The 21,914-nt window shown below is 65.2% G+C and carries 22 protein-coding genes; 6 read left to right on the top strand and 16 right to left on the bottom strand.

Annotated elements, in window-relative coordinates; translation table 11 throughout:
- Window positions 1-21: 21 nt before the first annotated feature.
- Window positions 22-360: a hypothetical protein gene (locus AC1DYL_RS00995; RefSeq protein WP_477148872.1), complete on the bottom strand. Its 339-nt coding sequence runs from the start codon at window positions 358-360 to the stop codon at window positions 22-24.
- 142 nt (window positions 361-502) lie between these two features.
- Between AC1DYL_RS00995 and AC1DYL_RS00990 the strand changes: the two genes are divergently transcribed.
- From AC1DYL_RS00990 to pip, 4 genes are all read left to right on the top strand, one after another.
- Window positions 503-949 (top strand): DUF4864 domain-containing protein, encoded by a 447-nt coding sequence (locus AC1DYL_RS00990; RefSeq protein ID WP_477171718.1) that lies wholly within the window; start codon window positions 503-505, stop codon window positions 947-949.
- A 103-nt stretch (window positions 950-1,052) separates the two neighbouring features.
- Entirely contained in the window at window positions 1,053-1,211 is a 159-nt protein-coding gene (locus tag AC1DYL_RS00985; protein ID WP_477171717.1) for a hypothetical protein, read from the top strand.
- A gap of 110 nt (window positions 1,212-1,321) precedes the next feature.
- Complete coding sequence (locus AC1DYL_RS00980; protein WP_477171716.1) at window positions 1,322-2,524, top strand: pyridoxal phosphate-dependent aminotransferase; 1,203 nt, start codon at window positions 1,322-1,324, stop codon at window positions 2,522-2,524.
- Window positions 2,524-3,483 (top strand): prolyl aminopeptidase, encoded by a 960-nt coding sequence (gene pip, locus AC1DYL_RS00975; protein ID WP_477171715.1) that lies wholly within the window; start codon window positions 2,524-2,526, stop codon window positions 3,481-3,483. Before AC1DYL_RS00980 ends, pip begins: the two co-directional genes overlap by 1 nt.
- 73 nt (window positions 3,484-3,556) lie before the next feature.
- On the opposite strand, the gene AC1DYL_RS00970 is transcribed toward pip, so the two are convergent.
- The 8 genes from AC1DYL_RS00970 to greA all read right to left on the bottom strand — a co-directional run bounded on the left by AC1DYL_RS00970 (window position 3,557) and on the right by greA (window position 11,549).
- Window positions 3,557-4,651, bottom strand: coding sequence for a hypothetical protein (locus AC1DYL_RS00970; protein ID WP_477171714.1), 1,095 nt, complete (start codon window positions 4,649-4,651; stop codon window positions 3,557-3,559).
- 244 nt (window positions 4,652-4,895) lie between these two features.
- Window positions 4,896-5,738 (bottom strand): aldo/keto reductase, encoded by an 843-nt coding sequence (locus tag AC1DYL_RS00965; RefSeq protein ID WP_477171713.1) that lies wholly within the window; start codon window positions 5,736-5,738, stop codon window positions 4,896-4,898.
- Window positions 5,739-6,676: 938 nt separating this feature from the next.
- On the bottom strand, window positions 6,677-7,663 hold the full coding sequence (gene corA, locus AC1DYL_RS00960; protein WP_477171712.1) for a magnesium/cobalt transporter CorA: 987 nt from the start codon (window positions 7,661-7,663) through the stop codon (window positions 6,677-6,679).
- A gap of 194 nt (window positions 7,664-7,857) precedes the next feature.
- Window positions 7,858-8,352, bottom strand: coding sequence for a hypothetical protein (locus AC1DYL_RS00955; RefSeq protein WP_477156643.1), 495 nt, complete (start codon window positions 8,350-8,352; stop codon window positions 7,858-7,860).
- Between the two features lie 126 nt (window positions 8,353-8,478).
- Window positions 8,479-8,970, bottom strand: a complete 492-nt coding sequence (locus tag AC1DYL_RS00950) for a YciE/YciF ferroxidase family protein (RefSeq protein ID WP_477171711.1) — start codon at window positions 8,968-8,970, stop codon at window positions 8,479-8,481.
- A gap of 102 nt (window positions 8,971-9,072) precedes the next feature.
- Complete coding sequence (locus AC1DYL_RS00945) at window positions 9,073-9,966, bottom strand: LysR family transcriptional regulator (RefSeq protein WP_477148882.1); 894 nt, start codon at window positions 9,964-9,966, stop codon at window positions 9,073-9,075.
- A gap of 3 nt (window positions 9,967-9,969) precedes the next feature.
- Entirely contained in the window at window positions 9,970-10,932 is a 963-nt protein-coding gene (gene trxB / locus AC1DYL_RS00940; RefSeq protein ID WP_477148883.1) for a thioredoxin-disulfide reductase, read from the bottom strand.
- 143 nt (window positions 10,933-11,075) lie between these two features.
- Window positions 11,076-11,549, bottom strand: coding sequence for a transcription elongation factor GreA (greA, locus tag AC1DYL_RS00935; protein ID WP_477148884.1), 474 nt, complete (start codon window positions 11,547-11,549; stop codon window positions 11,076-11,078).
- Window positions 11,550-11,814: 265 nt separating this feature from the next.
- On the opposite strand from greA, the gene AC1DYL_RS00930 reads away from it, so the two are divergent.
- Complete coding sequence (locus tag AC1DYL_RS00930; RefSeq protein WP_477171710.1) at window positions 11,815-12,228, top strand: nuclear transport factor 2 family protein; 414 nt, start codon at window positions 11,815-11,817, stop codon at window positions 12,226-12,228.
- A gap of 111 nt (window positions 12,229-12,339) precedes the next feature.
- Here AC1DYL_RS00930 and AC1DYL_RS00925 read toward each other — a convergent pair whose 3' ends face one another.
- Entirely contained in the window at window positions 12,340-12,549 is a 210-nt protein-coding gene (locus AC1DYL_RS00925; RefSeq protein WP_055045318.1) for a cold-shock protein, read from the bottom strand.
- A 445-nt stretch (window positions 12,550-12,994) separates the two neighbouring features.
- Between AC1DYL_RS00925 and AC1DYL_RS00920 the strand changes: the two genes are divergently transcribed.
- On the top strand, window positions 12,995-13,912 hold the full coding sequence (locus tag AC1DYL_RS00920; protein WP_477171709.1) for a class I SAM-dependent DNA methyltransferase: 918 nt from the start codon (window positions 12,995-12,997) through the stop codon (window positions 13,910-13,912).
- Here AC1DYL_RS00920 and AC1DYL_RS00915 read toward each other — a convergent pair.
- From AC1DYL_RS00915 to carB, 6 genes are all read right to left on the bottom strand, one after another.
- Window positions 13,909-14,691, bottom strand: a complete 783-nt coding sequence (locus AC1DYL_RS00915) for a sulfite exporter TauE/SafE family protein (protein WP_477171708.1) — start codon at window positions 14,689-14,691, stop codon at window positions 13,909-13,911. The two genes, AC1DYL_RS00920 and AC1DYL_RS00915, sit on opposite strands and share 4 nt — an antisense overlap.
- Window positions 14,692-14,878: 187 nt before the next feature.
- The gene (locus AC1DYL_RS00910; RefSeq protein WP_477171707.1) at window positions 14,879-15,673 is read right to left on the bottom strand and encodes a phytanoyl-CoA dioxygenase family protein; all 795 of its coding nucleotides are present in this window, start codon (window positions 15,671-15,673) and stop codon (window positions 14,879-14,881) included.
- A 219-nt stretch (window positions 15,674-15,892) separates the two neighbouring features.
- Window positions 15,893-16,756: a DMT family transporter gene (locus AC1DYL_RS00905; protein ID WP_477171706.1), complete on the bottom strand. Its 864-nt coding sequence runs from the start codon at window positions 16,754-16,756 to the stop codon at window positions 15,893-15,895.
- Window positions 16,757-16,801: 45 nt separating this feature from the next.
- On the bottom strand, window positions 16,802-17,599 hold the full coding sequence (locus AC1DYL_RS00900) for a nucleotidyltransferase domain-containing protein (RefSeq protein ID WP_477171705.1): 798 nt from the start codon (window positions 17,597-17,599) through the stop codon (window positions 16,802-16,804).
- Window positions 17,600-17,780: 181 nt separating this feature from the next.
- Window positions 17,781-18,308: a hypothetical protein gene (locus AC1DYL_RS00895; protein ID WP_477171704.1), complete on the bottom strand. Its 528-nt coding sequence runs from the start codon at window positions 18,306-18,308 to the stop codon at window positions 17,781-17,783.
- A gap of 197 nt (window positions 18,309-18,505) precedes the next feature.
- On the bottom strand, window positions 18,506-21,829 hold the full coding sequence (carB, locus tag AC1DYL_RS00890; RefSeq protein ID WP_477171703.1) for a carbamoyl-phosphate synthase large subunit: 3,324 nt from the start codon (window positions 21,827-21,829) through the stop codon (window positions 18,506-18,508).
- Window positions 21,830-21,914: the final 85 nt, after the last annotated feature.

Genomic DNA, 21,914 nt, shown 5'->3' with positions numbered 1-21,914 from the left:
GCTTTTCCGACGTGGCCCGTATCAGCTCTCGCCGTGTCCCGGTTTCCAGGCGGAGAGGGGATTGGGCTGGCGCGGCTTGGCCGGCTGCAGCCCTTCGCGGAGGATCGCGCGCACCACCTCGACGAGGATGGCGAAGAGCAGCGCGCAAAGCGGCACGAACAGCAGAACGACGGCGGTATCGATCTCGCCGGCCCCGGTGATGGTGCGCGGGGGGATGAGGCCGAAGAGCAAGGCGAGGCCGGCGCCCACGAAAGTGAGGGAGAACGAAATGGCGGTCGCGGCGCTCAGCGCGTTGCGGAACAGCGGACGGCGCGGCTTGAACCTCGTCTTGCGGGGCTGGGGGAGCTTGGTGGGAGACATGAGGACTCGCTAACTCGGCAGATCACAACGGGGTGAAAAGGCCCCCCGAATGCGAGGATGTTTCGTTGCTAACGCGGTGAAGAGGGTACGATTTGAAGGCGATCCTGTGGCGGGATCGCGGCGCACCTGATGGAGGGAGGCGATGATGAAGCGTTTCGTGACCAGTCTGGCGGGCGTGCTGGCCGCTTTTATGCTGCTCGTGGCGGCGGTGAGCGCGCAGGAGACGACGACGCCGAGCACGGCGCTCGAACCGTGGCAGAGCGTGATCACCAGCCAGATCGAGGCGTTCCGGGCGAAGGATGCGCCGGGGGCGTTTCAGTATGCCGGGGCGGGGTTCCAGGTGGCGTTTCCGTCTGCCGAGGCATTCTTCAGCGCCATTGTCGGGGCGGGCTACGCGCCGATCATGGAGTCGCGCTCGCACAGCTTCGGCAAGTTCGAGAAGATGGGCGACAAGGCGGTAGTGCAGGAGGTGAAGCTGGTGGGCAACGACCAGAGCCTCTACGAGGCGTTCTACCAGTTGGCCGAGGAAAAGGACGGCTGGCGGGTGCAGGGCGTGCAACTGCTGAAGCAGGCTGGGATGGGCGTCTGAACGAATTCTGAGCGGCAGATGAACGGCGGTATCAGTCGGCGTTCAAAGCTGCGGCACGACAAGGGCGCCGTCGTTCCCGTTGTTGTTGTGCAGGATGCTTCCGTTGAAGGCTCTGATCGTTTCCGCCGTACTTGCCGCCATTCTTGTCAGCCTGATGCCCGATGGCGAGCAGGCAATGGAGATCGGCAGCAGCACGGCCCGAGCCGACGGCGGCGCCGTGGCAGTGCCGGCTCGCGTACCGGTCCCGGCGCGCGCTGTTTGACCCAAGCCTTGTGAGCCAAGCCTTGTGAGCCAAGCCTTGTGACCAACGTCCCGGTTGTGTGCCGCGGTTTGAGGCCGTAGAGATTTCCGGCCATTTTCCGGGAGATTGTCTTGGCTTTCCTGTCTGAAGCGCTCAGCCGCATCCAGCCGTCCGCCACCGTCGCGATCAACTCCAAAGCCGTGGAGATGAAGCGGCAGGGCGAGGACGTGATCTCGCTGGCAGCGGGCGAGCCGGATTTCGATACGCCCGAGCACGTGCGCGAGGCGGCGATCCGGGCGATCAACTCGGGCAAGACGCGCTATACGGCGGTGGATGGTATCCCCGAGCTGAAGGAAGCGGTTGCCGCGAAGTTCAAGCGCGACAACGGGCTGGACGTCACGGCGGCGGACTGTTTCGTCTCGTCGGGCGGCAAGCAGATCATCTTCAACGCGCTGATGGCCACGCTGAACCCCGGCGACGAGGTGGTGATCCCGGTGCCGTACTGGGTGAGCTATCCCGAGATCGTGCGGCTGTGCGACGCCGATCCGGTGTTCGCGGTGGCCGATGCCTCGACCGGCTTCAAGCTGAAGCCCGAGGTGCTGGAAGCGGCGATCACGCCCAAGACCAAGTGGCTGATCCTCAACACGCCGTCGAACCCGACTGGGGCTGCCTACACGAGGGATGAACTGCGCGGGTTGGCGGACGTGCTGCTGCGGCATCCGCATGTGCACATCCTCACCGACGATATCTATGAAGTGCTGGTCTATGACGGCGGCACGTTCGCGACGATCGCCGGGGTGGAGCCGCAGCTACGGGAGCGGACGTTGACGATGAACGGCGTGTCGAAGTCGCACGCCATGACCGGCTGGCGCATCGGCTACTGCACCGGGCCGCGGCCGCTGCTCGGGGCGATGAACAAGCTGCAGAGCCAATCGACCACCAACCCGTCGTCGATTTCGCAATGGGCGGCCGTGGAAGCACTGAACGGTCCGCAGGGGTTCTTGAAGGGCTGGCGCGAGGTGTTCCAGGGCCGGCGCGACCTGGTGGTGCGCGGGCTCAACGCCAATACCGGGCTTGATTGCCTGACGCCGGAAGGGGCGTTCTATGTGTTCCCTTCGGTGAAGCGGCTGCTGGGGAGGACCTCCGGTGGTGGCCGGGCGCTGGCGACGGATGCGGATTTCGTCTTGGCACTGCTCGAAGAGACCGGCGTGGCGCTGGTGCATGGCACGGCGTTCGGGCTCGCCGGGCATATGCGGCTGAGCTACGCGGCGTCGAATGCCCAGCTCGAGGATGCGGTGAGCCGCATCCAGGACTTCTGCGCCAGGGTGAGCTGATGGCTGCGCTCTACCCCGTCACCGAGCCCGTCGCGAGCGGCTGGCTCGAGGTGGGGGAGGGCAATGCGGTCTACTGGGAGGAGGCCGGCCATCCGGATGGGGTGCCGGCGCTGATCCTGCATGGTGGGCCGGGGTCGGGGTTTTCGCCATCGATGCGGCGGTTCTTCGATCCGGCGCGATATCGGATCATCGGTTTCGACCAGCGGGGGTGTGGGCGGAGTACGCCTCATGCGTCGGGCGAGGGCGTCGATTTCTCGGTGAACACGACGGCGCACCTGCTGCGCGACATCGAGCGGCTGCGGCTGTATTTCGGCGTCGACAGGTGGGTGATCTACGGCATGTCGTGGGGCGTGACGCTGGGCCTCGCCTACGCGCAGCTGCATTCGGACCGGGTTGCCGCGATGGTCTTCGCCGGGGTGACGTCGACCCGGCAGCGGGAGATCGACTGGATGTATCGCGACGTGGCGCCGCTGTTTCCCGAGCAGTGGGAGCGGTTCCGTGCGGGCGTGCCGCCGGACACGCCGCCCGACCGGATGGTCCACGCCTACAACGACCTGATGTTCGACGCCGACCCGGAAGTGCGGGCCAAGGCGGCGCGGGATTTTCATGATTGGGACAACGTGACGGTATCGGCCAATGTGCAGGTTGGGCGGGCGTCGGACGGCGTGGATTCTGCCCGTATGCTGGCGCGCGGGCGCATCGTCACGCACTATTTCCGGCATTTGGCCTGGCTGGAGGAGGGCCAGCTGCTGCGCGGTGCGGGGGCGCTGAAGGAGATACCGGGCGTGCTGGTGCAGGGCCGGGTGGACCTGCAGGGGCCGCTGCTGACCGCGTGGGAGCTCTCCAAGGCCTGGCCAGGCAGCGAGCTGGTGGTAATCGACGGGGCCGGCCACTCCAGCGGCGATGCCGGGATGGGTGAGGCGCTGGTCGCGGCGCTGGACAGGTTTGCGCGGCGGTAGCTGCCGCGAGGACGAGGGAAGTGCCTTCTCCCACAAGGGGAGAAGGCACTGACTGCGCTTTTGGTGGTATCGCCTACAGGTAGTCCATCAGGCTCATCGCGCTGCCACCACTCCCGCCGAATGACGATGACCCCGTGACCTGGCCGAGGATCGAGCCCAGCTTGCTGGCGGTCTGGTAGTTGGAGACGGCGGCGGCGTAGAGGTTTTCGGACCAGCCGGCGGCTGCGCGTTCTTCGCTGCTCATGGCGCCGTAAAGCGAGATGACGTTTTGCGCGAAGGCGGCAGGGTCGCTGTTGCCGGCGGACTTGAGGCTCTGCAGCAGTGCGGCACCGGAGCGGGAGCGCATTTCCATCGAGGCGGTGCGGACTTCGGTGGGGCTGAACTTGCCGTTCGAGTTCAGCGCAACGGAGGCGAGGGAGCGGCTGTCGAACTCGGAGTAGTCGGGCTTGTTGTTGCCGCTGACCTTGTATTGCGCGTCGAGCGTGGTGCGGGCATCGGCGGCGACGTTGGCGATATCGCGCGGCTTGCCGGTTTCGCCGCCGGCGAGGCGCTCCATGTAGGCGTTGACCGGATCGTTTGCGACGGTGCCGGGCAGGGTGGATGGGTCGGCTTCGAGCTGCTTCAGCATATCCTCGAGCGCAGCGCGCTGGTCGACATAGGCGGCGGAGGCTTTCTCCTCGGGGCCCATGGCGTCGAAGTAGGCGAGGGCGGCGACGTAGAGGCCCTTGACGCTGCCGGTGACGCGACCGACGGCGGTGGGGCCGGCCATTGCCTGGTCGAAGCGGCTCTGCAGCTCGATGGCGGCGGCCTTCTGCTCGTCGGGGGTGAACAGCTGGTTGGAATTGGTGCTCATGGCATAGAGCTCACGGCGATCGACCTTGCTGAGGTCCAGGGCGAGCTTGCCATCCTTCAGCGGGGTGGTGAGCTTGGCGTCGGCGAGGAGCTTGTCGAGGGTGGCGCGCGCGTCGGTGGTGACGGTGGCGAAATCCTTGATGGTGGTGAGGGCGGCCTTGGCGGCGTCGGACAGGGTGACGTTGGTGGCGCCGGTTTCGGTCGAGGTGGTGGCAGGCGGGTTGGTCAGCGCCTGCTGCTGGGTCTTCTGCGCGTTGGCGATGATCTGCGCGTAGGTCAGGGAACTGGTGCTGGTCGACGTGCCGACGCTGGTCATGATTGCCTCCGGGCGTACGCGCACCACCATGCAGGTGGCGTGCCAGCGTGGAGGGCTGGGATTCCGGGCGTTCGGGCGGGGTAGGATGGGGCAGGCGGCAGGAAATGCCGGGCAAGGACTGCGTGGCGGGAGGCGCCGGGGTTCAGAGCCGCCCACTCCACCGGCTTCGCTGGTCGCCCCTCCCCCGCCACGCGGGGGAGGATCACCGCGAGGCCGGTGGTGGTTCCTCCCAAGAGCCCACGACTTAGATCATATCCAGCGATTGCTTGCGGCGCGGCGGCGGGAAGGCGGCGTCGAGCGTGGCGCGATCGGCTTCGGTGAGCTTGATATCCAGCGCCTCCCGGTTCTCGACCACATGCGCCTGCTGGGTGGCTTTGGGAATGGCGATGACGCCACGCCGGGCGAGGACGAAGGCTAGCGCGATCTGGCCAGGGGTAGCGTCGTGGGCGCGGGCGATGCGCTGCAACTCCGGATGCCGCAGCAGGCGGCCGTCGTTGCCGAGCGGCGAGTAGGCCATGATCGGCATGCGGTGGGAGATGGACCAGGGGAGGAGGTCGAACTCGATGCCACGCGCGTCGAGGTGGTAGAGCACCTGGTTGGTGGCGCAGCGGTTGCCGCCGGGGACGCCGAAGAGCTCCTCCATGTCGTCGACATCGAAATTGGAGACGCCCCATTCCCGGATGACGCCGGCCTGTTTCAGTTCCTCGAAGGCGGCAACGGTTTCGGCGAGCGGGTGCCGGCCGCGCCAGTGGAGGAGATAGAGATCGAGGTGGTCGGTGCCGAGGCGCTTCAGGCTGCGCTCGCAGGCGGCAATGGTGCCGGTGCGGCTGGCGTTGGAAGGGAGCACCTTGCTGACGACCTGGACTTCGCCGCGGCGGCCCTTGATCGCCTCGGCGACGACCAGCTCGGCATCGCCATACATCTCGGCGGTATCGAGCAGTGTCATCCCCAGATCGATGCCGCGCTGCAGGGCGGCAACCTCGTCGGCGTATTTGCGCCGGTCCTCGCCCATGCGCCAGGTGCCCTGGCCGAGGATCGGCAGGCTGGTGCCCGAGGGCAGGTCGATGGTGGGGACTGGTGATGCCATTGGGATGTCTCGGATGGGCCGGATTTCATCCTAGACAATGCGCTGGATGAAAAAAGGCCCCGCTCGAGGGGATGAGCGGGGCCTTCAAAGGCCGGCTCGCCGAAGCGGGTGACCCATCAGAACGCAGCCAGGGAGGAGGAGCGGCTGCAATTCGTCGGAACAACTATCGGTCGGGGGCGGAGTCGGAACAATCGCCAAGTCGGAACGTCAGCCATGCACTGGGCGCGAGGCGATCGGGTGCGGCAGGCTGCCGCAGGTGGGCACAGATCAGCGCAAGCAAAAAAAGAGGCCCCATCCGAAGATGGGGCCCAATGAAAAGGACCGAAGTCCAAATCTAAAGTGGTGGCAAATGGACGAGGGAGGAGGATACGCCATTTGCCGATGGCCCCAAGTCGAGGGAGGAGGATACGACTTGAAACCGGTGTCGCAGAGCAGGACCGAGGGAGGAGGATACGGTGCGGCTCACATCGACACTCACAATATGCACTTTGACCGTTTGGTCCACAATGCAGAGCTTTACATGCCAGCTATGCAGTTTGCGCAGGTAAAGGTCAGCCATGCTGCCGTGACGTATGCGTCAACTACGGATAGCCCGCGCGAAACGGAATGCGGAAAAAACAAGGCCCCGCTCGAGGGGAGAGCGGGGCCGAGTAGCAGCCATTTCTGGCTACAGGGAGGAACAAACAACGAGCGCGAGGAGGAGGAGGGAGATGCGCTCAGCTGCTGTCGAGCGGGGATATATGGCGTGACTGCTGACCCATCAACCGAAGAGTGCTGAATGAGGGGCATGCAATTTTTGCATGGCTGTTAAGTCGATGAGTTTGCTCGTGTATTGCGGTTTCCGACGTGCGCCACGGCGTCGCACGCGGATGCGAATGCGGCGCCAAGTGCTTGATTGTGACAGTTTTTTGTCAGTTTCGACGCGCGAATCTTGTGCGTCAGAGCCAGCCGCTGCGCTTGAAGAACAGGTAAGGCACCGCAGCGGAGAGGACCATGAGCCCCAGCGCGAACGGATAGCCCACGGCCCAATGCAGCTCGGGCATGAACTCGAAGTTCATGCCGTAGATCGAGGCGACGAGGGTGGGCGGCAGGAACACCACGGCGGCGACCGAGAAGATCTTGATGATCTGGTTCTGCTCAAGATTGATCAGCCCGAGGGTGGCGTCGAGCAGGAAGGTGATCTTGTCGGAGAGGAAGGCGGCGTGGTCGCTGAGTGCCGCGGCGTCGCGCAGCAGCACCTTCAGATCCTGCTTCCGGTCGCGGGCGGCCTTCTGGTCTTCCGAGCCGCTCGACTGGTGGAAGCTGACGAGGCGGCTGATGGAGACGAGACTCTCGCGGGCGAGAGTGAGGACGTCGCCCTTCTTGCCGATGCGCTCGATCAGCGATTGCAGATCCCGGGTTTTGCGGGTGGGCTTGGTGGACTTGTTGCCGAACACCTCGCGCGAGATCTGGTCGATGCCGTCGCCGGTGTTCTCGAGCAGTTGCGCCAGGCGATCGATGAAGGACTCGAGCAAGCCGATCATCACGCGCTCGCCGCCGATCTCGCCCATGGTGGGGCGGGAGACGAGGCGCTCGTAGAGGCGGAACGGCTTGGGGTCGGCATAGCGCACGGTGACCAACTGGTCGTTGCGCAGCACGAAAGTGATGGGGGTCTTCACCGGCTGGTCGGTATCGGAATCGATCAGGGCGGTGATGGTCATGAACTCGGCGCCCTCCTCGCTGTAGAGGCGCGCGGAGGGCTCGATGTCCTGCATTTCGCGGCGGGTCGGGATATCGATGCCGAGGCAGGACTCGACGAACTTGTCCTCTTCGCGCGTCGGATCGGTCAGGCTGTACCAGACGGCGCCGGCGAGCTGGGTGCCGGTGGCGGGATCGAAATCGGTGGGAACGAGGCGGTCGCCTTCGCGGATATAGGCACGCAGCATAGCGGGGCTCCAAGAGATAGCCGCACCGGCGCGCCGGCCCGGGAGGAGCCTAGAGCGCCGGCAAGATCGAAGATCGACTTCGACTGTCGGGGTTCATTTTCAGTCCTTGATGAAGGTCCGGGTGCAAGCGCCCGGAACTGAGCCGCAATGCGCCTTTGGCGGTGGGGCGTCAAGGGGGAGGTGCCCCGTGTCGATCAGTTCTCGAAGACGCTGACGAGGACGGTGCGGAGATCGCCTTCCGTGGCATAGGTCAGGTCGTCAATACGCCAGAGCGGCTCGGAGACCATCGGGAATGAGACCAGCCTCAGCTGCAGGTGATCGGTGAAGTTGGCGTCGGGGTATTCGGGGAAGCCATAGGCGATATCGACCGTGGCCTGATCTGCCTCCAGGGTGACTTTGCCGACCTTGCACTCGGCGGCATAGTCGGGGAAGGCCTGCCACGGGATGCCGTCGCCGAGCGGCGGCTTCTCGTCGGGGTGAGCTTTCTGGATGGCGTCGTTCTTGGCTTCGGCTTCGGCGATGGCGGCCTTCAGCTCGACGGTGAGGAGCCCCTCGACCGGCGCCATGTCGTTGCCGGTACGAGAGATGCAGAAGATCTCACCGATCTGCGTCGGTGTGATGGTGATCATCTGCGAGAATGACGGCGTGGCGACGAGGCAGAGCGCGGCAGCGGTGGCGAAGCGGTTCATGGTGGTCCCCAAGATTGGCCCGTTCTAGCCGAGGCCGCTGAATTGCCGATGAACGGGAAGGAGTTGGGACTTGCCGGGCCGCGCCGAGAATGGTGAGTGGGGCGCTGGGCCCCACTCGAGCTGTGGTCAGGCCGCCATGCGGTTGACGTTGCTTTCGGCGACCTGGGTGAGCTTCTTGTCGGTTGCGACTTCTTCCTTGAGGGTCGCATCGAGCAGGCTGACCGCCTCGTTGAGGCCGAGCTGCCGGGCCCAGGTCTTGAGGGTGCCGTAGCGGGCGATCTCATAGTGCTCGACGGCCTGCGCCGCAGAGACCAGGCCGGCGTCGAGGGCGGACGTGCCCTTGAACTCGTCCATGATCGACTTGCCTTCCTCGATGATGCCGAGGATGGCTTCGCAGGTCTTGCCACGGGCCGGTTTGCCGATCAGTTCGAAGACCTGTTCCAGGCGTTCGACGTGGCCTTCGCTCTCCTCGATGTGCTTTTCGAAGCCGGCCTTGAGGTCGGGGGCAGTGGCTGCCTTGGCCATCTTCGGGAGCGTCTTCACGATCTGCTTTTCGGCGTAGTAGATGTCCTTGAGGGTATCAAGGAACAGGTCGTCGAGGGTCTTTTCGGTAGCCATTTGCTTCCTCCGGAGGGGTGTGCGACGCAGGATCGCGTTCGCGCACTCAACCAAGGTGGAGGCTGATGGTTCCGCCGGCTCAGACGATGCCGGCGATGTCCTCTAGAACGACCACTCCCGGGCCTTGCCGACAAGGAAATCGCGGAAGACACCGACGCGCTTGGAGTTCTTCAGCGCAGGGGGATAGACGAAGTAGGCTTCGTAGGCCGGCAGTTCGATGCCAGCGAGGACGCGCACCAGCGTGTTCTCGTTTTCGGTGACATAAGCCGGCAGCATGGCAATGCCGATGCCGGCGCGGGCCGCCTGCATCATGCCGTAGATGGCGTTGACCTTCATCGAGGCGCGGCGCGGCGAGGAATCGGGGCGGCCGAGGCGCTCGAGATAGTTGATGTCGCCGAGGTAGGAGGGGACCGGCTCGCCGAAGGAAATGATGCGGTGGCGGTCGAGGTCTTCCACGGCCTGCGGCTCGCCGAACTCTTCGAGATAGCTCTGCGAGGCGTAGAAGTGGTTGTGCACGGTGAACAGCTTGCGCTGAATCATCTCGGACTGGTTCGGCCGGTGCAGGCGGATGGCGACGTCGGCCTCGCGCATGGCGAGATCGAGCTCGGCGTCGTTGAGCTTAATCTCGATCTGGATTTCCGGATAGAGGATCAGGAACTCGTGGATGCGCGACGACAGCCAGGTCGAGCCGATACCGACGGTCGTGGTGACGAGCAGGGGCCCGGTGGGGACCTCCTGGCTCTCGGACATCTGGGTTTCGACCTGCTGTAGTTCCCAGTGCATGCGGTGCGCAGTGCGGAACAACTGCTCGCCAACTTCGGTCAGCACGAGGCCGCGGGCGTGGCGGATGAAGAGCTTGAGGCCGAGATCTTCCTCGAGCGCCGAAATCTGCCGCGAGACGGCAGACTGGCTCATGTTGAGCTTTTCGGCGGCGTGGGTGAAAGACCCGGATTCAGCAGCGGTGTGGAAGATGCGGAGCTTGTCCCAATCCAGCATCGGCTATTCCGCCGCTTCTGCGAGCTCGAGCGATGCCAGATATTCTTCCGCGTCGAGGGCCGCCATGCAGCCCATGCCCGCAGCTGTCACAGCCTGCCGGTAGACGTCGTCGGTGACGTCGCCGGCGGCAAAGACGCCGCGGATGTTGGTGGCAGTGCTGCCGGGCTGAACCTCGAGGTAGCCGCCGGGCTTCATGTCGAGCTTGCCGGCGAAGATCGAGGTGGCCGGGGAGTGACCGATGGCGATGAACACGCCGTCGACGTTCTTCTCGGTGACGTGGCCGGTCTTGGTGTCGCGGATCTTCACGCCCTTGACCGAGCGGGGCATCTGGTCGCCATAGACCTCTTCGATCTCGGCGTTCCAGATCACTTCGACCTTGGGGTTCTTGAACAGCCGTTGCTGCAGGATGCGCTCGGCGCGGAACTCGCCGCGGCGATGCACGACCGTGACCTTGCTGGCGAAATTGGTGAGGAACAGCGCTTCCTCGACAGCGGTGTTGCCGCCGCCGACGACGATCACTTCCTTGCCGCGATAGAAGAAGCCATCGCAGGTGGCGCAGGCGGAGACGCCGAAGCCCTGGAACTTCTCTTCGGACTCGAGGCCGAGCCAGCGGGCCTGGGCGCCGGTGGCGATGATGACCGAGTCGGCGGTGTAGCGCGTGCCGCCGTCGCCGATGAGGACGAAGGGGCGCTTGTCGAAATCGACCTCGACGATGATGTCGTTGATCATCTTCGTGCCGACATGCTCGGCCTGGGCCTTCATCTGGTCCATGAGCCAGGGGCCCTGGATGACGTCGGCGAAGCCGGGATAGTTCTCGACATCGGTGGTAATGGTGAGCTGACCGCCCGGCTGGATGCCGGCGATCATGACGGGCTCGAGCATGGCGCGCGCCGCATAGATGGCGGCCGTATAGCCGGCCGGACCCGATCCGATGATGACGACTTTGGCGTGCACCTTACGCTCCACTTACTCTGAGACTTAAGCCCTAGACCAAAATAGGAGGTTCGGCGCGCACCTTTCAAGGGCACTGCCATCGTCCTGGGACGATGGAGCGCGCGGAACCACCGAAAAGTCACAGCTTAGGTGACGGGCGGCAAGCCGAAATCGCGTCAGATGAACTTCACGTCGAGGATTTCATAGGTCTTGGCGCCGCCGGGGGCGGTGACTTCGACCGAATCGCCGGCTTCCTTGCCGATCATCGCCCGGGCGATGGGCGACGAGATCGAGATGCGACCCTTGGAGAGATCGGCCTCGGCGTCGCCGACGATTTGGTAGGACTTCTCGGCCTCGGTATCCTCGTCGACGAGCTTGACCGTCGCGCCGAACTTGATGGTCGAGCCGCTCAGCTTGGTGACGTCGATGATGTCGGCGAGCGCCAGCAACGACTCCAGTTCCTTGATACGGCCCTCGTTCAGGCTCTGCTGCTCCTTGGCGGCATGGTACTCGGCGTTTTCGCTGAGGTCGCCGTGGGCGCGCGCTTCCGAAATCGCGGCGATGATGCTCGGCCGGTCCTCGGCTGTGCGGCGACGATATTCCTCCGACAGGGTCTGGTGACCGCTGGGTGTCATCGGAATCTTGTCCATAGCCGTCTCCAACTCAAAGAAAGGCTCCCCTGCCAAAGTCATTCGGCGTCGTCAGCATGCTGACCTGAGGGGGAGCGTGTGCGTAAACTGCCTTCGGCGAAGGCTTCGGTCAAGCGGGGTGGTGTCCGCCCTGCGCGAGCGGTGCATATCGTTGCGGATAGCCCGCTGGTCAAGGGCTGATGCGGACGGCGGCCCAGGCCGCCTCAGATGAAACTACCACGATGTTCTAGAGAAGTGATCAGAACGATGTTCTAGGAGGTGTCGCATGAGCCTGAAAGCGGGCAACGTCGGAGTGGTGCGGGAGTACATTGCGGCCATCGAGCGGTTCGACGTGGAGGCGGTGGGGCGGCTGCTGGATCCGGACGTAGTGCAGATCGAGCGGCCCAATAAGCTCTACGCCAAAGGGCAGACTCGCGGTTACTCCGAGATGACCCGCGATCTGCCGCGCGGAGCGAAGGTGCTGCGGCAGCAGAGCTATCCGATCGGCGCGATCTTCGAGGCGGGCGACACGGTGACGGTGGAGACTCGGTGGGAGGGGATCCTGAATGTGCCGCTCGGGTCGCTGCAGCCGGGCGATGCCATGGTGGCGCATATCTGCATGGTCATCACACTGAAGGACGGGCGGATCATCCGCCAGGTCAACTACGACTGCTACGAGGATTTCTCGGGCGGGGTATGAACCTCCGCCGAAAACAGAAGGCGCAGCCCGGAGACTGCGCCTCTGCGATCTACGTCGACGCCTGGATCATGCAAAGAGCATCCGATCCTGGATGCCTGACGGCATCCGGGATCAGGACGCCTGGAGATTGTCGGCGGCGTTCTTGCCGGTCCGCTTGTCCTTGACGATCTCGTACGTCACCTTCTGGCCTTCATCAAGGCCCGAAAGCCCCGAACGCTGGACAGCAGAGATATGCACGAACACATCAGCCCCACCCTCGTCGGGCTGAATGAAGCCGTAGCCCTTCTGGCCGTTGAACCATTTCACAGTGCCGGTAGCCATATATAAGTCCCTTTCGCAGTCTGCCGTGGCAGTTCCCACCCCAATGGAAACTCCGCCAATCGAATTCTTGGTATGACCTCAGCAGGCGCGTTTGAGACGCCAGGCACGAAGTGTCGGCCGCAATATTCGACCATTAACTTGTAGACCGAAATTTTCCGCCTATCAATACGGGCGGCAAAACGACTTTTGCCCGGCGCGCAGGTGGCGCGACGGGTTGAAATTCGATCTGACTAGCAGTCCTCGCGCCCAGGGAGTGGGACACTAAGGCGTAGAGATACCAGGCGACTCAGCCCGGAAGGCGGGGCCCAGCTCGCGCCGGATGCCCATAACGCATTCTATGCCCTGCCAATGTGACAGCAAAGTGGAAATTCCGGCGCTTGCCCATCTTCCCCGCGGCAAGGCGACGCGCTAAACGCATGGCCGTCCCACCCGGTATCAAAACAACTTGCGCGAAATACAGTATTCGTCCGGCGACCTGGTTGCCGATCGCCGTGCGAGCTATGCCGCGGCGCTCGCCGCCGAGCGCGCTTTTGCTGAAGCCGCCGACCTCATGGAACAGGCGCTCGAGATGGTGCCGCAATGGGTGGCGGGCTGGAACCTGCTTGGCGGATATCGCGAGGCGGCAGGCGACATTGCCGGAGCAATAGTCGCGTGGACGCAGCTGCGGCAGCTCGATGCCAAGGGGCTGTTCGGGGCAGGGCTGAAGCTCGCGGCGCACGGAGCTGGGACGAGCGGGCCGGCTCCAGCTTATGTCGAGGCGCTGTTCGACGACTATGCGCCGCGCTTCGAAGAGTCGCTGGTGGCGAAGCTGGGGTACCGCATTCCGGAGGCGCTCGCGGCAGCGATCGGTGCCGTCTTGACGGCGCGCGGCGTTCCGAACGTGGCCCGGGCGCTGGATCTCGGTTGCGGCACGGGCCTGATGGGAGTGCAACTCAGGCCGTGGGTTGGGCGGCTGGAGGGCGTCGACCTGTCGGCCAAGATGCTGGTCGAGGCCCTGCGGAAGGGCGTCTACGACCGGCTGGAGAAGCTTGACCTGGTGACGTTCCTCGCCGCCGAGGAGGCGAGCGTCGGATTGATCGTCGCCGCCGATGTGTTCAACTACGTGGGGGCGCTGGACCCGGCACTGGCAGCGGCCAGCCGGGCGTTGACGCCGGGTGGGCTGCTGGCCTTTTCGCTGGAGACCCATGGCGGCGAGGACGCTGTGCGGCTTGGTACATCGCTGCGGTTCCAGCATGGGGCGGAGCCGACGCTGGCGCTATGCCGGTCACTGGGGCTCGAGATCGCGATGGCTGAGGCGGTTACCATTCGCATGGACCGGGGCGTGCCGGTCGAGGGGCTGATCGTCGTGGCAGTTCGGCCCTAGGCCAGCAGCAGGCGAACGCCGACGACGCTCAGCACGGCGGCGAGCAGCAAGCGCACCACGCTTTCCGGGATTTTTGCGGCAAAGAAGCTGGCGATCAGGATGCCGGGGATTGAGCCGACCAGCAGCGAGATCAGCATGCCCCACTCGACATTGCCGATGGCCCAGTGGCCAAGGCCGGCCACGAGAGTGAGCGGCACGGCATGGGCGATGTCGCTGGCGACGATGCGGACGAGCGAGAGCCGCGGATAGAGCAGCATCAGCACGGTGACGCCGATGGCGCCGGCACCGACGGACGAGATGGACACCAATACGCCGAGCAGCGCGCCGAAGCCGATGGTGACGGCGGTTTGCACCGGCGGGGAGAGTTCGCGGTGACGGCGGGCGAAGCCGAACAGGCGGTTGCGGAAGATCAGCGACAGCGCGGTCAGCACCAGCATCACGCCGAGCACGACGGCGAGGACGCGAGCGACGGCGGGATCGGAGCCGCCGAGCTGCGACAGCACGTAGAGCGTGATTGCGGCGGAGGTGACGCTACCGAGGGCGAGCTTGCCGACGATCAGCCAGTCGACATGGCGGTTGAAACCATGGACGGCGGTGCCGGCAGTCTTGGTGGCGGCGGCGAACAGCAGGTCGGTGCCGACGGCGGTAGCCGGGTGAACGTTGAGGAGCAGGATGAGCAGCGGGGTCATCAGGGAGCCGCCGCCGACGCCGGTGAACCCGACGATGAGCCCCACGAAGAAGCCCGACAGCGAATAGAGCGGATCAATGCCCCAGATCAAATGCACGCTCCCGGCATGATGGTGGCGCAAACTAACGGGGCGGCACAGCGGCGACCACCGTTGTGGGGAGCAGGATTTGGCGTGACGACGGGCGCGGCGGCAAAATCCGACTAGCAAATCGGGCGGCGGCGCATCGGTTTGGTTTGTCGAGTGCAGGGGCCGGCGTGGCGGCCGGCCCCTGCGATGGTCAGGCGATGGCCTGGCGGATGGCGCGTTCCACCGGGGAATAGTCGCCGTCGGAGCGGTCGAGGCTCAGTGGCTCGCGTGGCATCAGCGGGGGCTGGGCCATGAAACGCGGTACCGTGCCGTGGTGCGGCTGGGCGGCATGCACGAGGAACGGATGACAGAGGTAGACCGTGCCCGGACCTCCGGTGGCGAGGATTTCGGGCAGGTGCGCCGTCTCCGCGAAGCTGTTGGCGGCCAGCTCACGCAGCGACAGGCCCGCGTCGCCCGCCGGCGCGAGCTGGSGGGCGATGTCGAGGTGCGAGCCGACCCGGATGCGGGTCGGGGCATCCTCTTCGCTGACTTCGGAGAAGAGGAACAGCATCAGCAGGGCCCGGCCCTTCGAGCTGACATTGGCGCGCCAGGCCATGAAGTCGGTCGGGTGTTCGTCCCAACCGAAGCTGACATCGATATGCCAGCCGGCATCGCCCGGATCCTCGGGCGAGGGGAAGCGGATCGGGAAGGTGCCGAGGCTGCCGCGCGGCAGCCAGCGCCCCGGACCTACCAACTGATCGAAGGCAGAGTGCAGCACCGGGGTGTTGGCCGCCTCACGGAACGGTGCGGCTGGATTGTCGCCGAGGCGAATGACCGGCTGGGTCCAGGTGGCGGGGTTGTTCCGATCGAGGCCGGTGAGCATCCAGAGGATATCGCGGCCTTTTGCGGCTACGTCCTCGGGAAAGGCATGGTCGATGCGGACGAAGCCATCGGTGATGAAGGCGTCGATCTGCGCTGCGGTGAGCGCGGCAATGTTAGCAGGCATGGTTGTTTCCGAATTCGCATGGGCCAGCGGGACGAACAACGTGTCGCGACGGAGTCGACGAGCATTTGCTCGGGACGAGCTGGCAAGGCGCCCTGGGGCGCGGCGGTGTTGCCTTATGGCTCGCTCAGGCGAGGAGGAACACCGATGCGAAATTGCGGATCATCATCATGATGCGTGGGAACATAGCGGACGAGGCGGCGAGGTCAACCCGTTGGTGGCTCAGGTTGCCGGCTTGGCCCGGCGCCTGCGATCGGCCGCGACGAGGGCGAGCGCGACGCCCCCGAGGATTCCGATGGAGGCGACGACGAGGCGGACGGTCAGCGGCTCTGCAATCAGCAGCACGCCGCCGGCGGCGGCAATGGCCGGGACGGTGAGCTGGACGATGGCCGCCTGGGTTCGGGCGAGGCTGGGGAGGACCGCGTACCAGATGGCGTAGCCGAGGCCGGACGCCACCGCGCCCGAAGCGGCGGCGTAGGCTGCTGCGGCAGGATCGACCGGGTGGAGCACCAGGCCGGCGATGATGATGGCCACGGCAACGGGGAGGCAGCGGATGAAGTTGCCGGCGGTATCGACGAGCGGCGCTTTGGAGCCGCGGCCGAGCAAGGTATAGGCGGCCCAGCACAGGCCTGAGCCGATCATCAGCAGCGTGCCGAGCGGATGCGGGGCGACCAGGCCGGGGGAGACGAGGTAGGCGAAAGCGGCAAGGGCGACGGCGAGGCCGAGCCACTCGAGCGCGCCCGGCCGGTCGCCCCGGTAGACTGCCCAGCCGAGGATGCCGATTTGCACGCTGGCGAAGAGGATCAGCGCGCCGGTGCCGGCGCCGAGCAGGATATAGGCGACGGAAAAGGCAAAGGCGTAGCCGAAGAGGGCGGCGGCACCGGCCCAACTGCCGCCGCCAGTGAACGGCGCACCGGGCGTGCGGCGCAGCGCCAGCAACGCGGCCAGCACGATGGCGCCCGCGGCGAGGCGGATGCCGGTGTAGCTCAGCGGCTCGGCATTGGCGGTGGCGAAGGCCAGGCGGGCCAGCACCGAGTTGGCGGCGAAAGCCAGCATCGCGACAGCGGTGAGGACGGCGATCTTCACGGAGACGGTTCCGCGGGCGGTGGCGCCACTATGCGCCTGTCTGAGTTACCAGTCGATGCTGCGGGTGGGGAGCGCCCGTTGCAGGTTCTTGCGGGTGGCGGTTTCGAAGGCGTGGGGCCAGTCTACGCCCAAAGATGCACAGAGGGTTTTGGCGCGCGGGATGAAGGCGCGGGCGAGGGCGAGATTGGACTCGATGGCGGATTCGACGGTGAGCTGGGGCAGGGGCACGGCGGCAAGCACCGCCATGCGGGTGGGATCGAGGACGCGACTCAGATGCAGTATGCCGCCGGGGATGCGCGGGTTGACCTCGATGGTCAGCAGGTCGGTGAGGAACCGGCGGAGGAAGGTGTTGCCGACGGTCATCAGCTCGACCTCGCCGCGGCCGAGCGCCACCGGGGTCAGGCCGAGGATGCGGATGAACTCGCCGACCATCCAGCCGAGGCGCCCGGGGTTGCGTGCCGGGACAGGTGTTTCGGGGCGGAGCGTGGCGTAGAGGTCGGCAGGATCGACGAGCGGTTTCAGGCTGTCCTGTGCGGTGTGATCGAGGTGATCGCGATTGGCGATGTGGAGGTCGACGCGCAGCCAGTCGTCGGTGACGGCGTTGAGCACCAGCGCGTGCGGCAGGCGGTTGTAGTGGACGATGGGGGCGATGGCTTCGAGCGTCCCGCGCCAACCGGTGGCAAGGGCTTCGTGGTCTGTGGGGTCGGCTATGGCGAGGAGGTCGACGTCGCTGAACTGGTCGGCGGTTCCGGTGCCAAAGCTGCCGGAGAGGAACAGGGCCTTTATGCGCGGATCGGGCCCGAGTGCTTCGACGACCCGTGCGATGACGGTTTGCTGGTCCATATTTCCGCTCCCTCTAGTTTTCTCCAGTAGTGGCGGCATCGGGCTGGGTGGTCCAGCAGACTTCCGTTTATCTTGTCAGTACTTCAGTCCGCCAATATACATGAAGATCCGCGATGCGGCTGGATGTCGGCAACGCCGGTCGATTTTACGCCCGGAAGGAACAGCTTCGCAGCAGGGGTCGCTATAGCGGCATGTCCGCGGCGAGCCGTTCGTCGATCTCGATGATCCGGCTGCAAAGGTCATCTACGCCAGCGACGTTGCCGTCGAGCTTGAGCACGTCGCTGTCAGCAAATGCAATCAGGACATGACCGGTCCAGCGCCGCTCCATCCCCACCACCTGCGAAAGGTCCTTGGTGATGCGCGTGCCATCCGGCGCGGCATAGTCGAGGCTCGTGCCGCGCCAGCGAACATCGGCGCGCACGATGGCGCGGACCTGCGCGACTGCGACCAGTACGCACAGGGCGAACACCAGCATGAGAAGCGTCAGGATCTGCATCTGGGAGGCCGCATCGGCCCGCGCCGAGCCGACGAAGAGCCGGACGTAGAGCATCAGGCAGACGAAGCCGGTACCCACCATGATGCCGATCCAGTGCATCCGGCTCGGGCGGAGACTGCGCCAGCCCTGGCGCTCGGGCAGCGGGCGAAACAGGGCGCGCACCAGCAGGCCGCTCGCCAGCGCGCCGGCCAGTCCCGCGACGAACGGGCTCAAGAGATCGATCCACCACTGCATGAGGCGCGGTTTTATTGGATCGAGACTGACAGTTTGCTAACGCCGTAGTGCAGATTGCGGGCAAACCGAACGATGCGGTTCTCGCCTTTGATCCCAAGACGGGAATGGGGACGATCCTGGCGCCCCCATTCTATTCGCCTGTTCACTGCGCGGTTCACCCCGGAGAGTGAGCCGGATCAGGCCGCGAAGTAATCCTGTAGAGGCCGTACGGTCAGGTTGCCCTCACGGTAGGCGATGATGCCCTCCACCGCGGCGACGGCGCCGGGGATCGTCGTGTAGTAGGGAATCTTGCCCATCAGCGCGGTGCGGCGGATGTCGCGGCTGTCGGAGATCGACTTGGCGCCATCGGTGGTGTTGATCACCAGCTGCACGCCGCCGTTCTTCATCGAGTCGACGACGTGCGGGCGGCCTTCCAGTACCTTGTTGACCTTGGTGGCGGGAATGCCGTTTTCCACCAGGTATTTGTGAGTGCCCGAGGTGGCGACGAGCTTGAAGCCCGCGTGCTCGAGGTGGCGGCAGAAGTCGAGGATCAGCGGCTTGTCGTCGTCCCGGACGGAGACGAACACCGTGCCCTCGCGCGGCACCTTGGAGCCGGCGCCGAGCTGCGACTTGGCGAAGGCCATCGGGTAGTTGTAGTCGAGGCCGATGACTTCGCCGGTCGACTTCATCTCGGGGCCGAGCACTGTGTCGACGCCGGGGAAGCGGTTGAACGGGAAAACTGCTTCCTTGACCGCGACATGGTCGAGCTTCCTCTCAACGAGGTTGAAGCTCGCGAGGCTCTCGCCGGCCATGATGCGCGAGGCGATCTTGGCGATCGGCTGGCCGATGACCTTGGCGACGAAGGGCACGGTACGCGAGGCGCGCGGGTTCACCTCGAGGATGTGGATGACGCCGTCCTTCAGCGCGTATTGGACGTTCATCAGGCCACCAACCTTGAGGCTGAGCGCGAGCTCGGTGGTCTGGCGCTTCAGTTCGGCGATGACTTCGTCCGAAAGGTGCTGCGGCGGAAGCGAGCAGGCGCTGTCGCCGGAATGGATGCCGGCTTCCTCGATGTGCTCCATGATGCCGCAGACGAACACGTCCTGGCCGTCCGAGAGGCAATCGACGTCGATCTCGATGGCGCGGCTGAGGTAGCCGTCGAACAGCAGCGGGTTGTCGGAGAGGACCGAGTTGATCTGGCCGGTCTTGTCGTTGGGGTAGCGGATCAGGATGTCGGGCGGCACGAGGCCGGTGAGGGTATCCTGCACGTAGCGCTCGAACTCGCTGGGCGAGTGGACGATCGCCATGGCGCGGCCGCCCAGCACGTAGGATGGGCGGATCACCAGCGGGTAGCCGAGGCGCTCGGCGACGAGGCGGGCCTGCTCCAGCGAGTAGGCGATGCCGTTCTTGGGCTGGGTGAGCTCGAGGCGGCTGATCAGTTTCGAGAACAAGTCGCGATCCTCGGCGAGGTCGATCGAGGACGGCTGGGTGCCGAGGATCGGCACGCCGGCCTTTTCGACCGCGTCGGCGAGGTTCAGCGGAGTCTGGCCCCCGAACTGCACGATGACGCCGTGCAGCGTGCCGTTCTGCTTTTCGGTCTCGAGGATCTCGATGACGTCTTCCTCGGTCAGCGGCTCGAAATATAGGCGATCGGAGGTGTCGTAGTCGGTGGAAACGGTCTCGGGATTGCAGTTGACCATGATGGTCTCGTAGCCCGCGTCGGCGAGCGCGAAGGCCGCGTGGCAGCAGCAATAGTCGAACTCGATGCCCTGGCCGATGCGGTTGGGGCCGCCACCGAGAATGACGACCTTCTTTCTATCAGAGGGGCGCGCCTCGTCCTCGGGCTGGCCGTTAAAGGGCGCCTCGTAGGTCGAATACATGTAGGCGGTGGGCGACGCGAATTCGGCCGCAGAGGTGTCGATGCGCTTGTAGACCGGGCGGACGCCGAGCGACTTGCGGAGCGCGCGCACGTCCTTGGCCTGCTTGCCAGCGAGATCGGCGAGGCGGCGATCGGAGAAGCCCATGGCCTTGAGGCCGCGGAGCGCGCCAGCGGTGTCGGGCAGGCCCAGTTCACGGACCTTCTTTTCGGTTTCGATGAGGCCGTGGATCTGCTCGAGGAACCACGGATCGATCTTGGACGCGTCGTGGATGTCGTCGAGACTGTAGCCCAGTCGCATCGCTTCGGCGACGTGCAGCAGGCGTTCCGGCGTCGGGGTGGAGATGGCGGCAAAGACCGCGTTCTCGTTGTCGTCCTCGGGGGCGCCGGAGACGAAGCCGGGAATGCCGATCTCGTTGAGCCCGGTGAGGCCGGTTTCGAGCGAGCGCAAGGCCTTCTGCAGCGATTCCTGGAAGGTGCGGCCGATCGCCATGGCTTCGCCGACCGACTTCATCGAGGTGGTGAGGCGCTTGTCGGCGCCGGGGAACTTCTCGAAGGCGAAGCGAGGGATCTTGGTGACGACGTAGTCGATGGTCGGCTCGAACGAGGCGGGGGTAGCGCCGCCGGTGATGTCGTTCTCGAGTTCGTCGAGGGTGTAGCCGACGGCAAGGCGGGCGGCGACCTTGGCGATCGGGAAGCCGGTGGCCTTCGACGCGAGGGCCGAGGAGCGCGAAACGCGCGGGTTCATCTCGATGACGATCATGCGGCCGTCGGCCGGGTTGATGGCGAACTGCACGTTGGAGCCACCGGTCTCGACGCCGATCTCGCGGAGCACCGCGATCGAGGCGTCGCGCATGATCTGGTATTCCTTGTCCGTCAGCGTCAGGGCCGGCGCGACGGTGATGGAATCGCCGGTGTGGACGCCCATCGGATCGACGTTCTCGATCGAGCAGATGATGATGCAGTTGTCGTTGCGATCGCGGACGACTTCCATCTCGTACTCTTTCCAGCCGAGCACGGATTCTTCGATCAGCACCTCGTCGGTCGGCGAGGCGTCGACGCCGGTTTCGACGATGGCGAGGTATTCTTCCTTGTTGTAGGCGATGCCGCCGCCGGTGCCGCCAAGGGTGAAGCTGGGGCGGATGATGCAGGGCAGGCCGATGACCTCGAGGGCTTGCAGCGCCTCGATGGTGTTGTGGGCCAGCATGGAGCGCGGGGTTTCGAGCCCGATCTTCTTCATGGCATCGCGGAACAGCTCGCGATCCTCGGCCTTGTCGATGGCCTCGGCGTCGGCGCCGATCATCTCGACGTTGAACTTGTCGAGGATGCCCATCTTCTTGAGGCTGAGCGCGCAGTTGAGCGCTGTCTGGCCGCCCATGGTGGGGAGCAGCGCATCGGGACGCTCCCGCTCGATGATCTTGGCGACGACTTCCGGGGTGATAGGCTCGACATAAGTGGCGTCGGCGAGATCCGGATCGGTCATGATCGTCGCCGGGTTCGAGTTCACCAGGATGATCCGGTAGCCCTCGTCCTTGAGCGCCTTGCACGCCTGGGTGCCGGAGTAATCGAACTCGCAGGCCTGCCCGATGATGATCGGCCCCGCACCGATGATGAGGATCGATTTGATGTCGGTGCGTTTTGGCATCTGGGGCTCGTATGTTCGGGCGCGCGGAAAGACGCGCGGTGGCGCGGGCTTGGGCGGCAGACTCTGTGGGCTAAGCGGGTCCTGT

It is taken from the genome of Devosia sp. P1_H9 (assembly GCF_056405135.1).
Note: the sequence above shows the minus strand (reverse complement) of the source record. Positions and strands in the feature narration are given on the sequence as shown.

Bases quoted from the DNA above. Each gene is read 5' to 3' on its own strand.
- corA (WP_477171712.1), bottom strand. From the start codon at position 7,663: ATGCTGCGTGCCTATATCCGCGAAGGCGACCGCCTCGTTCCCACCGAT.
- AC1DYL_RS00930 (WP_477171710.1), top strand. From the start codon at position 11,815: ATGAGCCTGAAAGCGGGCAACGTCGGAGTGGTGCGGGAGTACATTGCG.
- AC1DYL_RS00955 (WP_477156643.1), bottom strand. From the start codon at position 8,352: ATGAACCGCTTCGCCACCGCTGCCGCGCTCTGCCTCGTCGCCACGCCG.
- AC1DYL_RS00970 (WP_477171714.1), bottom strand. From the start codon at position 4,651: ATGACCAGCGTCGGCACGTCGACCAGCACCAGTTCCCTGACCTACGCG.
- AC1DYL_RS00990 (WP_477171718.1), top strand. From the start codon at position 503: ATGATGAAGCGTTTCGTGACCAGTCTGGCGGGCGTGCTGGCCGCTTTT.
- AC1DYL_RS00900 (WP_477171705.1), bottom strand. From the start codon at position 17,599: ATGGACCAGCAAACCGTCATCGCACGGGTCGTCGAAGCACTCGGGCCC.
- AC1DYL_RS00995 (WP_477148872.1), bottom strand. From the start codon at position 360: ATGTCTCCCACCAAGCTCCCCCAGCCCCGCAAGACGAGGTTCAAGCCG.
- AC1DYL_RS00925 (WP_055045318.1), bottom strand. From the start codon at position 12,549: ATGGCTACCGGCACTGTGAAATGGTTCAACGGCCAGAAGGGCTACGGC.
- AC1DYL_RS00950 (WP_477171711.1), bottom strand. From the start codon at position 8,970: ATGGCTACCGAAAAGACCCTCGACGACCTGTTCCTTGATACCCTCAAG.
- carB (WP_477171703.1), bottom strand. From the start codon at position 21,829: ATGCCAAAACGCACCGACATCAAATCGATCCTCATCATCGGTGCGGGG.
- AC1DYL_RS00945 (WP_477148882.1), bottom strand. From the start codon at position 9,966: ATGCTGGATTGGGACAAGCTCCGCATCTTCCACACCGCTGCTGAATCC.
- pip (WP_477171715.1), top strand. From the start codon at position 2,524: ATGGCTGCGCTCTACCCCGTCACCGAGCCCGTCGCGAGCGGCTGGCTC.
- greA (WP_477148884.1), bottom strand. From the start codon at position 11,549: ATGGACAAGATTCCGATGACACCCAGCGGTCACCAGACCCTGTCGGAG.
- AC1DYL_RS00965 (WP_477171713.1), bottom strand. From the start codon at position 5,738: ATGGCATCACCAGTCCCCACCATCGACCTGCCCTCGGGCACCAGCCTG.